Raw genomic sequence first — 13,568 nt, 5'->3', positions numbered from 1 at the left:
TTCGAGATGTGTGTAGCACGCTACAGGTGGCGTTGTCGACGGTTCTCGCGGTACGTGGCGCATCAGCGAATCCCGCGTAGTACTACCACAGCCGGTAGTTCACTCGAGAGAGCATACGTAGTCGTTTTTACGTCCGGCGACCGTAGTACGTGGGTGCGAGACACACTATGAGTGACAAACCCCACCAAAATCTGGCCATCATCGGACACGTCGACCACGGGAAGAGCACGCTGGTCGGGCGACTCCTCTACGAGACGGGGAACATCCCCGAACACGTCATCGAGCAACACCGCGAGGAGGCCGAAGAGAAGGGCAAAGGCGGCTTCGAGTTCGCCTACGTCATGGACAACCTCGCCGAAGAGCGAGAGCGGGGCGTCACCATCGACATCGCCCATCAGGAGTTCGACACCGACGAGTACGACTTCACAATCGTCGATACGCCCGGACACCGCGACTTCGTCAAGAACATGATCACCGGGGCGTCTCAGGCCGATCACGCCGTACTCGTCGTCGCCGCCGACGACGGTGTCGCGCCCCAGACCCAGGAGCACGTCTTCCTAGCTCGGACCCTCGGTATCGACGAACTCATCGTCGCCGTCAACAAGATGGACGTCGTCGACTACGAGGAATCGACGTACGACGAGGTCCTCGAGGAAGTCACACAACTGCTCAAACAGGTGCAATTCAACACCGACGACGCCTCGTTCATCCCGATTTCGGCGTTCGAGGGCGACAACGTCGCCGAGTCGTCGGACGAGACGGACTGGTACGGCGACGAGACGTTGCTCGAGGCACTCAACGATCTCCCCGAGCCACAGCCCCCCACAGATGCGCCGCTTCGGCTCCCAATTCAGGACGTGTACACGATTTCGGGTATCGGGACCGTCCCAGTCGGCCGAATCGAGACCGGTGTCATGAACATCGGCGACACCGTCTCCTTCCAGCCCAGCGACGTGGGCGGCGAAGTGAAGACGATCGAAATGCACCACGAAGAGGTGCCAAAAGCAGCGCCGGGTGACAACGTTGGATTCAACGTCCGCGGAATCGGCAAGGACGACATCCGCCGCGGTGACGTCTGTGGCCCGGCCGACGACCCACCGAGCGTCGCCGAGACGTTCCAGGCCCAGGTCGTCGTCATGCAACACCCATCGGTCATCACGGCTGGCTACACCCCGGTCTTCCACGCCCACACGGCACAGGTCGCGTGTACGATCGAGTCTATCGACAAGAAGATGGACCCCGCAAGCGGCGAAGTCGCCGAAGAAGACCCCGACTTCATCCAGTCTGGTGACGCTGCTGTGGTCACCATCCGACCACAAAAGCCACTCAGCATCGAGCCCTCGAGCGAGATCCCAGAACTCGGGAGCTTTGCCATCCGTGACATGGGTCAGACCATCGCGGCCGGCAAGGTCCTCGAGATCAACGAGCGAGAGTGAGCGAGCGCTTCGAAGCGCTCGCTCCGGCAACTCGAGAGACGCAGTGAAAAAATACGTGGCAGGTGAGCGTTAGTCCGCTGGTTCCGGGTCGTCGATCGCATCGTCGAGTCCGTGTAACTCCGCGGGACCGACGGCTTCGTTCACGCGATCTTCGCTAATTTCTCGGTTTTTCGAGTCTTCTTGCTGGGGTTCGACGACTGGGTCCGTATCGCCGTCCGTTACCGAGAGGTAGACTGACCGGAGTCGTTTCGCCTGCTGGGCGTCGGCGTCGTCCGCATCGGAGTCGGAATCTGACATTGCGGGAGGTCCTCATCCGTGGCGGAGGGTTGGATATTGCTTATAAACCGATTGCTGATTTCAGGTTCTGATAATCCTCGCGGCAAACGACAGTTTGCGTCGGGAACGGTCGCTACTCGAGTGTGACTCGCGTTCCGTGCCCGGAGTCGCCGACGACGGATCCGTCCTCGTAGACGACTTCGCCGCGGACGACGGTCGACACCACGTTTCCGGTGAAGGACTCGCCTTCGAACGGCGTCACGCAGTTTTTCGAGTGAAGCGCCGACGCGTCCTCGAGGGTCCACTCCTCGTCCGGATCCACGATCGTGAAGTCAGCGTCGGTCCCGACCTGCAAGGAGCCCTTCTGTGGGTACATCCCCCAGACCTGGGCGGGTCGGGCGGCGTGGCGACGAACCCACTCCTCGAGCGTGAGTCGGCCCTGATCGACGAAGGTGAGCATGGCTGGAATCTCGGTCTCGAGGCCGACGAAGCCGGAAATCGCGTCCCACGTGTTGCCAAAGGGGTCGTCGACTTTCTTCTCCTCGGGGGTGTGGGGGGCGTGATCAGTGGCGATGCAATCGATCACGCCGTCGTCGATACCGACGTTCCACAGTTTCTCGCGTTCTTCGGCATCGCGGATCGGCGGCTGAATGCGGGCCGGGTTCCCCTTCTCTCGCATGACTTCCTCCGTGAACCAGAGGTAGTGGGGCGTCGTCTCGGCGGTGACGTCGACGCCGCGATCCTTGCCGCGTGCGACGGCTTCGGCCGCCGAACCCGAGGAAACGTGGTACATGTGGATCTTCACGCCCGTCTCCTCGGCGAATGTGATCATCCGCTCGACGGCCTCGCGTTCGGCGATGACGGGCCGGGAGTGAGAGTGGTGAATCGGGTCGTTCTTTCCCGCTGCTTTAAACTGCGCCGTGTAGTGATCGATAACCTCGCCGTTTTCCTCGTGGAAGCCGAGACGCTTGCCCGTCTCTCGGATCGCTTCCATCGCCTCGAGAATCTCGCCGTCGTTCGGCGGTGGCACGTCGCCGACGGTCGAACCGAGGAAGATTTTGAACCCGAGTGCACCGGCGTCGTCGAGGTCGGGAATCAACTTGAGGTTCTCCGAAGTGACGACGACGTAACTTTGAAAGTCGACGTGCGCCGAAGCCTCGCCGCGGTCGAACTTGAGCTCGAGGTGTTCGGGGCGGTCGATGACGGGGTCCGTATTGGGCATGCCGACGACGGTCGTCACGCCCCCGGCGGCGGCCGCCCGCGTCGCTGACTCCCAGTCTTCCTTGTACTCGAGGCCGGGTTCCCGGTTGTGAATGTGACAGTCGATGGGCCCCGGAACGAGTACGTTCCCGTCGCCGTCGAGTTCCCGGTCGGCGTCGGGGAGTTGGTCACTGCGGCTGACGGCGACGATCTCACCGTCCTCGACGGCGACACCCGCGTCGGGCGTTCGCCCGGCCGGCGTGACGACGGTACAGTTGCTCACGACGAGGTCGACGGTCATTGACGGGGGTTGTCACGGGGGCCGCATATAGCTTCTGTTGGCCGATTTGGTGGCATCATTCCGCGCATTCGGTTTCGATCTCGACGGACACTCGAATGCTCTCACACCGGCCGAGAAACAGCGTCGTACTGCTCGAGACCTGCATCAGGATTGGCGAGACACGACGTATTTCCCGATTCGTAGGGCGTGAATACGCCAGCGTACGAATCGTATACTAAACGGTGGAGAGGTGCTCCAGCGAGTAGATGGACTCGTCAGCGATTCGCGATCAGACGGTACTCGTGACCGGTGGGGCAGGCTTTATCGGCAGTCACCTGGTGGAGGCGTTGACGCCACACAACGACGTGCGAATCCTCGATAACTTTTCGACGGGGGACGCAGCGAACGTCCCAGAAGATGTGACCGTCATCGACGGCGACGTCGGTGATCCGATCGCGCTCCAGCAGGCCGCTCGCGGCGTCGACATCATCTTCCACCACGCGGCGATCGTCAGCGTCTCGCGAAGCGTCGACGACCCGCGCCGAAGCAACGAGACGAACCTCGAGGCGAGTCTCTTAGTCCTCGAACAGGCCCGACAGGAAGATGCGCGAGTCGTCGTCGCCTCGAGCGCTGCGGTGTACGGCCATCCCGACGAGTTGCCGGTGACGGAAGCGTCGGCGACCGAACCGATGTCGCCCTACGGCATCCAGAAGCTCGCACTCGATCAGTACACGCGACGTTACGCCGAGTTGTACGACCTGCCGACGGTGTCGTTGCGATACTTCAACGCGTACGGTCCCCGCCAGCAGGGGCCCTACAGTGGCGTTATTTCGACGTTTCTCGAGCAGGCCCGAGCCGACGAGCCGATCACGATCGAAGGCGACGGGGAACAAACCCGAGATTTCGTCCACGTGAGCGATATCGTTCGCGCGAATCTATACGCCGCGACGACCGACGACGTCGGGGAGGCGTACAACATCGGCACGGGTGCCAAAACGTCGATTACGGACCTCGCCGAGACCATCCGAACCGCGACGGGGTCGTCCTCGTCGATCGTTCACCGCGACCCCCGTCCCGGTGACATCAGACACAGCCGTGCCGACGTCTCGAAGGCGGCCCAGACGCTCGGCTTCGAATCTCGAGTCGACCTCGAGCGTGGAATTCACTCGCTCGTCGAGGAAACGCGACTCGCGCCGACCGGGAGCGAACCGGAATTCCTCGAACGGTCGGCCTAACCGCGAGTGTCCGACGAAACGACGACGAAATTTCTGGCGGAAACGATGTCGAAAACCGACGTTTCGTCGCGGTACACTGCTCTTTTCGTGAGTGTAGGTGAAAGATAACTAACGGTAGTCGTGGCCTCGAAAGAATGTATGATCGAAAGCCTCATCGTCTTCGTCGTGAGCCTGCTCATCGGTGCCGTTGGCATTTACGCCGGCGCGAAGGTGGTCGTCGACGCCGAAGACTACACGTATGCGCTCATCACGGCACTGTTAGGTGCCGTTATCTGGGCCGTCGTTGGATTCTTCTTCGGTTGGATCCCACTACTCGGTCCGCTCCTGGTACTGCTCGCGTACCTCGCAGTCGTCAACGCACGCTATCCAGGCGGCTGGGTCGATGCCGCCGCGATCACGATCGTCGCGTGGCTATCGGTCCTGATCGTCCTCTACGTGCTGGCGCTCATCGGCGTCACGGGATTCGACGCCGTCGGCGTCCCCGGCGTGTGATTTTTCGCTGATTCACGAGCACCTCGAGCAACCGACCGTGGGTATTCAAGGCGTGAACCTACCCCACTCCACCGCGACACTGCTCGCATGGTACTCGCGTCGTCCACGTATTGGCGTGTGCTCGCCGGGACAGCACAGGCTGTCGACTCGAGGCCACACGTCGCACACTCGCGTTCCTGACCCACGCCACGAGCGTGGTTGGAAGCCGATCATCGCCTCGCCTCCTCACGTGCCACGCGCGCCATTCCCTGAGTTGCGTTCAATCGCACTATCGAGGAGCTATCAACCATCATGAAATATGAAATAATACGAATAAAAACACGATGAAAAATGATTTGAGAAGCGGTATCGACGGTATAGAGAAGCGTGAGTGAAGCCAGACCAGTCTATCTCACATGACCAGTCAGTTCCACGGATCCGCCACGACACTCGTCTCTCCTGAGACAGCAGGCATCGAATCAGTAACCACCGACATCTCCATCTGGTCCGCGCCGTTCGTGGCCGCCGGCGTCGGCCACCCAGCGCAACTCGAGTGGAGTCCACACATCGCTGCGCTCCTTGGCATCCTCGGTCTCGCACTCCTCGGTGGTGTTCTCGTCGTCCGCAACCGACTGGGTAGTCGCGACTCGTTCTCAGCCGACTCGAGTACGCACACCGAAGAGTTCCTGACCGATCGAGAACAGGTTCAACAGCTAATTCAGGACAACGGCGGCCGAATGAAGCAATCTCGGATCGTCGACTCCGTCGACTGGTCGAAGGCCAAAGTCAGCAGATTACTCGCCGAACTCGAGGAGGAAGGACGCATTACGAAGCTCCGACTCGGCAGAGAGAACCTCGTCTGCTTGCCCGGACACGAGCCGACAGCGTCACAATCACCCGAGCGACCGACGAGCGAGTGACGGCCTGTGGTGACTCGGTTCAGGAACCACACCGACCGTCCTGTTGTTACACCGATACACCGTTGGCCCGAACCGTATCAGCAATCGTTGATTTCGAGCGTCAAACGGGAACTCGAACCGCGCCTGCTGGCCCGTAGTATCCGATTTCGACTCGCAATGGTTGTGCCGGTTTAAGCGAGCCTCCAGCCATTAGCCGATGCCTTCCGGCACAGACATGACTACACGTAATCAGCTACTCGTGGTACTCACCGTCTTGATGATGATTTGCTCGAGCGGGGCGATGGTCGCAGGTGCCACACCTGCAACCGTCGACGAGCAAGACGATGGGTACGACGACTCAGAAGCGGGCGAGGACATAGCACCGGACGACGAACCCGACGATGCACCACCGGACGCAGATGACGACGCGGACGAGGTCGGACCGCCTGACGACGACGACGCCGACGATCCCGATGCGCCTGACGATGACGACGTCGACGACGTCGATGACGATGACGCGCCTGACGACGCCCTCGACGACGAGGCACCTGACGACGATGCCGACGCAGCCGTGACGTTCAGCGACCAAGAACTCGAGGACGACACGGTCGTCGTCGACGAGGTCGCCCTCGAAGACGGTGGCTTCGTCGCGATTCACGACAGCAGCGTACTCGCAGGAAACGTCCTCGATAGCGTTATCGGCTCCTCGGAGTACCTTGAGGAGGGAACGCACGATGACGTCGAAGTAACCCTCGACGAGTCACTCGAGGAGGACGAGACGCTCGTCGCGATGGCCCACCACGATACGAACGACAACCAGGAGTTCGACTACGTCGAAAGTGACGGAGACGAAGACGGCCCGTACGTTACCGAGGATGGCGAGCCAATCGCTGACCAGGCAGTCGTCTCAGTCGGTGACGATGTCGATCCGAACGACGATGATGCACCAGTCGATGACGACGCTCCTGTGGACGATGCCCCTGAGGATGCACCAGCCGACGATCCGGTCGACGATGACGATCGACCAGCGGACGTCGATGATGACGAAGTAGATGACGACGAGGTCCCTGATGACGAGGCCCCTGACGACGACCCAGTTGAAGACCGGCCAGACGATGACGATCGACCAGCGGACGTCGATGATGACGAAGTCGATGACGACGACAGACCGGTAGACGATGCGCCTGAAGACGACAAGGCAGATGATGACGACAAAGTAGACGATGCGCCTGACGATGACGAACCTGCCGAAGAGAAGCCCGATGACGATAAAGCAGATGATGACAAGGTAGATGACGACGACAAGGCAGACGATGACGACAAACCGGTAGATGACGACGATAAGGCAGATGACGACGACAAACCGGTAGACGATGCGCCTGAGGACGACGAACCTGCCGAAGAGAAGCCCGATGATGACAAAGCGGACGATGACGACGACAAACCGGTAGATGATGACGCTCCTGAGGTCGACGACCCTGCTGAAGAACCACCTGTAGCGGACGGACCTGATGCAGACGACCCTGACGACGACGCTCCGGTCGACGACCCGGATGACGATGCTGTCGAAGAAGACCCCGATGACGCACCCGACGACACGATCGACGTGCTCGTCGAAGAGCTTCTCGTCTTCGTCTACGTCGACGAGATGCCAACCAACGGTGACGACGTGGACATGAACGATGTCGACGACAACGACGTCGACGTAAACGGAGTCGACGATAACGACGTTGACAACGAGTACGACACTGACAACGACCACAACGGCGTCGACGACAACGACGACTACAACGGCGCGGACGACGCAAACGACGTCGAAATCGACAGCGACGACCCCGCCGCTGACGACGTCCCTGAAGATGCCGTGACCGACGAACTCGAGGATGCCGGCTACACGCTCACTGATGTCGAACTCACCGTGACTATCGACGAAGTGACGATCATTCCGGTGACCGATGAGGACGTGGCGAACGGCATGGACTCACCAGCGGACACGCCAACTGACGACGACGCGCCAGCCGATGACGATGCTCCGGCTGACGACGGACCAAACGGTCCAGCGATGGATGACGACGCACCAGCCGATAACGGTCCAGACGGCCCACCAATGGACGACGATGATGGCCCACCAGGTGAGGACGGACCACCAGCCGATAACGGTCCAAACGGACCACCAATGGACGACGATGACGGTCCGCCAGGTGAGGACGGTCCGAACGGCCCACCGATGGACGACGATGACGCACCAGCCGACGACGGCCCGGCTGACGACGAGTCGACGCCCGAAGTCGATGACGACGACTACGACATCGTGATCGAGCAGGCGACGCTCTTCGTCTTCATCTCCGACGCCGACGAGATGCTCGAGGACGCACCTGATGACGATCCAGTCGATGATGCGCCTGACGACGACCCGGTCGATGATGCCCCTGAAGATGATGCTGTCGACGATGAGCCCGCTGACGATGGCGTCGAAGACGATGTCGACGCTGCGGACGAGCCCGTCGATGACGGGCCTGCGGACGATGACTATGCCGAGCCACAGCCAGCAGTCGTTGCAACGAGCTAAGCAGCCGACCCTTGGCTAACCAGACGATTCACCCCTTTTTCGCCGCCGAACGAGACGCTCTAGAAGTCGCGGGCACACTAGAACGAGAGAGAACGGTCGACTGTCCTTACGCCAGTAATCGGTAGAGACTGCTGGCAGCGACGACTAACAGGACGATCACGCTCGCGAAGACGGGATCGATACTCGAGACGACCGGTGCACCGATTCCGGCGAACGCGATGACGGCGAGTCCGATGACGCAGATGGCGAAGTGTAACTGGAGGACGGTCGGGCCGCTTGCACCGTGGCCGTTGATGTACTGTAATACGTCCTCGAAGTGTGGGCCCGGTTGGATCGTCTTCGCCTCGGAGTCGTACTCGATAACGTCGTCTTCTTGCAGTTGGGGGAGGTGAGTCTGTTGTAAGGAGACGTAGACGCTCTTGTAGAGATTGTTCGGGACTGGCGTCGTGTCGGTCTCGGTTGCAGCGATCTCGGAGGCGACGTCGGAAACGTCGACCTGTCCACCGTCTTCGGCGAGCAGTTGAACGATAGCCCGACGTCTATCGTTTCCGAGGATGTGGAACACCTCGCTTTCTGCGAGTGACTCACTGCGGTTAGTCTGAACAGACATCGATCAAGAAGAGCGCGTATTTTTGACGAAGTGTCCACCACCAGCTACCATACACCTCGCTCGTTCGTAGACCACTAACTTTAACTTTTGCAGACTAGGTCTCGGGAATTCACCAGCCGTCACAGCCACCGCTGCGATGGTCGAAGTAAGCTGAGGATACACTGCTGTTCGTTCGATGTGGAATCATTCAGGCCGGAATTCGAGCGGACTGGAACGGACGTGCGGTGTACGCTATTGGACCCGTACACCGACGAAGGTAGACGGTTCGTCTGGTGGCTCGTTTCGGACGGTGGTTAGCCGTCTAGGAGCGGTAGCTCGTCGACGAGTGAGAGCCAGCCCTACCGTCGTGGGTTACGCGAGAAACCGGTACGAATGGAACGGAACGGGAACGACTCGAGGGGGTGTACGTAAACTACTCACGCGGGAGGTGGCCGCCCGATTGCATTTCTCGATAGGTCGTACAGCCCGGACAGCCGTGGACCACATCGCCGTTGTCACCGAAGACGCGGGCAAACTGCTGGGTGACGTGAGTTCCGCAGTTCCGACAGCGTGCACCTGCAGTCGACGATTCCATCGGTTTCCAGTCGTGTTGGGGGGTTTTCATGGTTGGGAGTGAACTCGGACGAGTGACGGCGACGAGTTTCGGCTGGCCGTGACCTGCGACGGCCGCTCCATCGAGTCGCGGCCAGACGAGTCGCGTCCCGCAACCGACCTCGCCCGGGCGTCACTCCAACAGCGAGTGTAAACGCGAATAAAGGACGACGACCGTTCACTTCAAACGTCTCGGTGAGTGTCGCGAAATAGCGGTTTTCCAGTCTGTATCCCGAGATAACCAGTGATTCACCCGACCCTCGAGTGTCGCCGATTTGGCGACGACGACACGCCTGCGGATGAGACTCGCTCCCCTTCACTGACGTGAAAGTGGGGACGTGTTGGGAGAGCGAACAGTGTGAACCTCTGGGTGACTTCACGTGTCTTTTCGTGCAGTTCACGATCAAACAGTCGATTAGCGCTATTGGGACGGTCCGAAAGCACCCATTTCCAGCTAGAAACGGAGAATTTCGGTCGAGAATGATCTTATTTCGGGATATAAGGTACATCGTTATAAAATACCACTATCGCTTACTCATCGTCGTGTTGGAACGTACTGGAACGGCCGAAAGAATCAGTCGGTCTGCCAGTCGGTCCGAGCCGAGGCCACCGCTCACAGGAGTGGACGGCGACAATCTGCGACAACCGAGTGATTTCGACGATGTCAATGCAAGCGAGTAACACGCCTTCCGAATCGACGCCAGAACCGTCCGCCCAGCTCGACGTCCTCGGGGACGAGTGTGCGCGAACAATCCTCGTCGCGACACGAGATGGGCCGAAAACAGCAAAAGAACTCACCAAACGGACGGACAGTTCCTCAGCAACGGTGTACAGACGAATCAACAACCTTCTCGAGAGCAATCTCTTAGCCGAGTGCGTTCGGTTCGACGACGATGGCTCACACACGACGGCGTACGAGGCGACGATCGACACGCTTCAAGTACAGATCGGTGGGGATGGGATCAACGTCTCGGTGTCGGAAATCGACGACTGATTTCGAGACTCGAGTGCGTATCACGGCCGTAGCCTGTCTCTATCTGTAGCGAAAGCGGAGTACACGAACGTAATGGGTGAGTCGACTGTCAGGACCGAGTGGACCCACTGGTTCGAGACACAGTCGCTCGAATACCCACTTTAATTCGTGAAACATCTTTTGAAAGGAGTTCTAACGCTGCTGTATGATACGGATAACAAATATCTACTCAGGGGAATGGTCTTTGTGATTGAGCAATGCACGATCTGACCGGCTTCCAACGAGACCTCCTATACGTAATCGCAGGTGCTGATCAACCGTCAGGACAGACCGTCAAAGACGAGGTTGAGAAGTACTATAGCTCGGAAATAAATCACGGGAGGTTGTACCCGAATCTGGATACGCTCGTCAACAAAGAGCTGGTCGAAAAGGGCCAACTCGATCGGCGAACGAACTATTATGCGATCACTGACAGTGGTCGTGAACGAATCGACGAGCGTCGTGAATGGGAAGAACAGTATCTCGACTTCTAGGTCACTCGTGGGTTGCCGGAAGAGCCTCGCTGCTGTGGGAAGTGGCAATCGAGAGATGGATCCGCGGTAATACGGGCATAACAAAACCCGAGAGCGTGCATTGAGCCAACGATTCGAGAATGAGAGGCGTCCTGTCACCGGCGAAGCGGCGAACTGACCAGTATCACTACCGAGTCAAGCGATGAGTCACGAAACCACGACGCCGACGCGGTTCAGCGCAGTCCGACAGTACCCGATCGATCTGGCGGCGGTCTCGATCGTCGCCGTGATAGCGTACGTACTCGTCACCTCCTACGCCGAAGGGAGCGTTCTCAGGCTACTCGCAACCTTCCCACTCGCCTTGTTCCTGCCGGGATACGCGCTGGTCTCGGTGCTCTTTCCAGCCGCCGAGCGAACGTCGAGACAGCCGAGGACGGCGGGCGGCGACCCAACCGACCCCCACCGACCGTCAGGCTACGTCCGCGGAATCGATTGGCTCGAGCGACTCGGGCTATCGTTCGCGATCTCGCTCGCGATCGTCCCGCTCGTCGCCATCGCATTACCGTTTACGCAGTGGGGACTCACGACCGAACCGATCGCCGCAAGCCTCGTGATCATCACGGTCGTGCTGGCGCAACTGGGCGTCGTCCGCCGACTGCGAACGCCGAAGCCGGAGCGATTTATCGGCTCGCCACTCGAGTCGTTCTCACAGCTTCGACGAGACGAGAGCGCCGTTGCGACGGCGTCGTCGATCGTGCTCGTTCTCGCAGTCGGGCTGGCGGCGGGAGCCCTCCTCGTTGCCTTCCTCGCCCCATTATCGACGGGCGGATTCACCGAGTTAGCTCTCTACGGCGAGGACGACGACGGCGACCTCGTCGCAGGGGAGATCGACGACGAGATCGAGGCGGGCGAGTCGGTGACGGCGACCGTCTCGATCGACAACCAGGAAGGCGAAGAGACCGACTACACGGTCGTGATCCAGGAGCAAGTCGTCGAAGACGACAGCGTCGAAGAGCGAAGCGATCTCGAGGAACTCGAGACGACCCTCGACGACGGAACGACCGGGACGGACGAACTCACCGTGACGCCGACCGCGGACGAAGGTGAGACGGTCCGGATGAGCGTCCTGTTGTACGCCGACGAGGTGCCCGACGAACCGACGAACGAGAACGCCGACGAGGACACGTACTTCTGGGTCACGCTCGAGTGATCGCTCGATAGGCGCTCGCGACTCGCGTGAGCCCCGCGGCGTTCATCTTCTTGGTTCGCGTTCGTCTGTCCGTGCAATTTCGACGCCCCTAGCGACGGCAACTCCCTAGCAACAGCGACTACCGGACGCTCGGGCCACTCGGAGACGAAGGCTGATCGCGACGTTCACGTGACTCTCGACGAAGCTGGTGGCGGTCGACGCGGAGGGCACGAAGAACCGCTGAAGTCGAACCGGAATCGAACCGAAGTCGAATCCAGAGGAGTAACTCAGACGGAAACTCGTCGCATCGACGACTGTGGACGGAGAATGGAGCGGTGGTATCTCGAGGGCAGTCGGACGGGTCGTCGGTTCGCTCGGACTTACAGTGCCAGTGGTGGGTCGAGTTTCGGTCGCCGGGAAAGGTGCTGGACGACCGAGACAGCGAGGACGAGCACACAGAGGACTAATGCGACGAGCGGCGCGGCCGTCACCGTCAGTGGCCCGACCGAGAAGACGGTGAGTGCGAACGCGATCACGCCGAGTGACGTGACGACCGCGTAGAAGCGATGCCACGGTCGCTGACTCTCGAGGCGGTGGTCGAGGTACGGATCGAAGACCTCGTCGCCCGGGAGGAGCCTGATGACGTGTTCGTCGGGGTTCCAGTCGACGATCCCGTGTTCCTCGAGCATCGGAAGGTGGGTTTGATAGAGCGAGATGTACACGCGTCGGCGTTGGGTTCGCGTGACCTCGCTCGGGTCGACATCGTTCTCCCAGGCGGCAACCTGCTCGACGAGCGGTGCGAGATCACATTGTCGACCCTGTTGCTTGAGATACTGGACGGTTCGGCGTCGCCGGGCGTTGCTAAAGACGTCGAACAACTGCGCTTGTGACAATTCGTGTTCAGACATGAGCGTCCTCGCGGTTCCCAAATGACTCCCATTCCCGCATCCCGGGTCTGTTTGGATACCTCACGACACCGAATGCCAGACTATGGCACTTTACTATCTCTCGTCTACCCGGACGAAAGGGAGATGTACCAGTCGGGACTCGTGATTGACGAATAATCCAATATTTCTTTTCGAGTATCCAACTCGAGTGGCCGAACGCGGCGATTTTGGGCTGTCTCGAGGGGGGTTACAGACACTGCGGCGTGAGATCGGTATAGTTGGTGGTTACAGCCGTCGCAGGCCGGGGATAACAAAGCCGTATTCCCGGCTGTATTTGGACGATTGCCCACGCGGGTATCGGTGAATCAATGAGATATCTACGATGCGTAGCAAGTCGACAGGATGCGACGGGCTCGACGAACAGTGGCGGAGGTGAACGC

13 protein-coding genes are annotated in these 13,568 nt (G+C 59.9%); 8 read left to right on the top strand and 5 right to left on the bottom strand.

Annotated features, from left to right (window positions below):
- Window positions 1-167: 167 nt before the first annotated feature.
- A complete protein-coding gene (gene tuf, locus BLW62_RS17075) occupies window positions 168-1,436 on the top strand; it encodes a translation elongation factor EF-1 subunit alpha (protein ID WP_090508239.1) in 1,269 nt (422 codons plus the stop codon).
- 69 nt (window positions 1,437-1,505) lie between these two features.
- Here tuf and BLW62_RS17070 read toward each other — a convergent pair whose 3' ends face one another.
- Together BLW62_RS17070 and allB are read right to left on the bottom strand one after the other, a co-directional pair.
- Window positions 1,506-1,733 (bottom strand): hypothetical protein, encoded by a 228-nt coding sequence (locus BLW62_RS17070; protein ID WP_090508238.1) that lies wholly within the window; start codon window positions 1,731-1,733, stop codon window positions 1,506-1,508.
- 112 nt (window positions 1,734-1,845) lie between these two features.
- The gene (gene allB, locus BLW62_RS17065) at window positions 1,846-3,213 is read right to left on the bottom strand and encodes an allantoinase AllB (protein ID WP_090508237.1); all 1,368 of its coding nucleotides are present in this window, start codon (window positions 3,211-3,213) and stop codon (window positions 1,846-1,848) included.
- 245 nt (window positions 3,214-3,458) lie between these two features.
- Here allB and BLW62_RS17060 point away from each other — a divergent pair, with 245 nt between their 5' ends.
- The 4 genes from BLW62_RS17060 to BLW62_RS17045 all read left to right on the top strand — a co-directional run bounded on the left by BLW62_RS17060 (window position 3,459) and on the right by BLW62_RS17045 (window position 8,366).
- Window positions 3,459-4,427: an NAD-dependent epimerase/dehydratase family protein gene (locus BLW62_RS17060; RefSeq protein ID WP_090508236.1), complete on the top strand. Its 969-nt coding sequence runs from the start codon at window positions 3,459-3,461 to the stop codon at window positions 4,425-4,427.
- 138 nt (window positions 4,428-4,565) lie between these two features.
- Window positions 4,566-4,919: a hypothetical protein gene (locus BLW62_RS17055; protein WP_090508235.1), complete on the top strand. Its 354-nt coding sequence runs from the start codon at window positions 4,566-4,568 to the stop codon at window positions 4,917-4,919.
- Window positions 4,920-5,314: 395 nt separating this feature from the next.
- On the top strand, window positions 5,315-5,818 hold the full coding sequence (locus BLW62_RS17050; protein WP_090508234.1) for a helix-turn-helix transcriptional regulator: 504 nt from the start codon (window positions 5,315-5,317) through the stop codon (window positions 5,816-5,818).
- Window positions 5,819-6,032: 214 nt separating this feature from the next.
- Window positions 6,033-8,366: a DUF7282 domain-containing protein gene (locus tag BLW62_RS17045; RefSeq protein ID WP_139305425.1), complete on the top strand. Its 2,334-nt coding sequence runs from the start codon at window positions 6,033-6,035 to the stop codon at window positions 8,364-8,366.
- 106 nt (window positions 8,367-8,472) lie between these two features.
- On the opposite strand, the gene BLW62_RS17040 is transcribed toward BLW62_RS17045, so the two are convergent.
- Window positions 8,473-8,976, bottom strand: a complete 504-nt coding sequence (locus BLW62_RS17040) for a DUF7344 domain-containing protein (RefSeq protein WP_090508232.1) — start codon at window positions 8,974-8,976, stop codon at window positions 8,473-8,475.
- A 412-nt stretch (window positions 8,977-9,388) separates the two neighbouring features.
- A complete protein-coding gene (locus BLW62_RS18850) occupies window positions 9,389-9,550 on the bottom strand; it encodes a DUF7563 family protein (RefSeq protein WP_168170974.1) in 162 nt (53 codons plus the stop codon).
- A 678-nt stretch (window positions 9,551-10,228) separates the two neighbouring features.
- On the opposite strand from BLW62_RS18850, the gene BLW62_RS17035 reads away from it, so the two are divergent.
- The 3 genes from BLW62_RS17035 to BLW62_RS17025 all read left to right on the top strand — a co-directional run bounded on the left by BLW62_RS17035 (window position 10,229) and on the right by BLW62_RS17025 (window position 12,262).
- Window positions 10,229-10,561 carry a winged helix-turn-helix domain-containing protein gene (locus BLW62_RS17035; RefSeq protein WP_090508231.1) on the top strand — a complete coding sequence of 111 codons (333 nt, stop codon included), beginning with the start codon at window positions 10,229-10,231 and terminating at the stop codon, window positions 10,559-10,561.
- A gap of 236 nt (window positions 10,562-10,797) precedes the next feature.
- Window positions 10,798-11,073 carry a PadR family transcriptional regulator gene (locus BLW62_RS17030; protein ID WP_076583509.1) on the top strand — a complete coding sequence of 92 codons (276 nt, stop codon included), beginning with the start codon at window positions 10,798-10,800 and terminating at the stop codon, window positions 11,071-11,073.
- A gap of 181 nt (window positions 11,074-11,254) precedes the next feature.
- On the top strand, window positions 11,255-12,262 hold the full coding sequence (locus BLW62_RS17025; protein ID WP_090508230.1) for a DUF1616 domain-containing protein: 1,008 nt from the start codon (window positions 11,255-11,257) through the stop codon (window positions 12,260-12,262).
- Between the two features lie 359 nt (window positions 12,263-12,621).
- On the opposite strand, the gene BLW62_RS17020 is transcribed toward BLW62_RS17025, so the two are convergent.
- The gene (locus BLW62_RS17020; RefSeq protein WP_090508229.1) at window positions 12,622-13,149 is read right to left on the bottom strand and encodes a DUF7344 domain-containing protein; all 528 of its coding nucleotides are present in this window, start codon (window positions 13,147-13,149) and stop codon (window positions 12,622-12,624) included.
- Between the last annotated feature and the right edge of the window lie 419 nt (window positions 13,150-13,568).

The sequence above is a fragment of the Natronorubrum sediminis genome (assembly GCF_900108095.1).
GTDB classification, from domain to species: domain Archaea; phylum Halobacteriota; class Halobacteria; order Halobacteriales; family Natrialbaceae; genus Natronorubrum; species Natronorubrum sediminis.
Note: the sequence above shows the minus strand (reverse complement) of the source record. Positions and strands in the feature narration are given on the sequence as shown.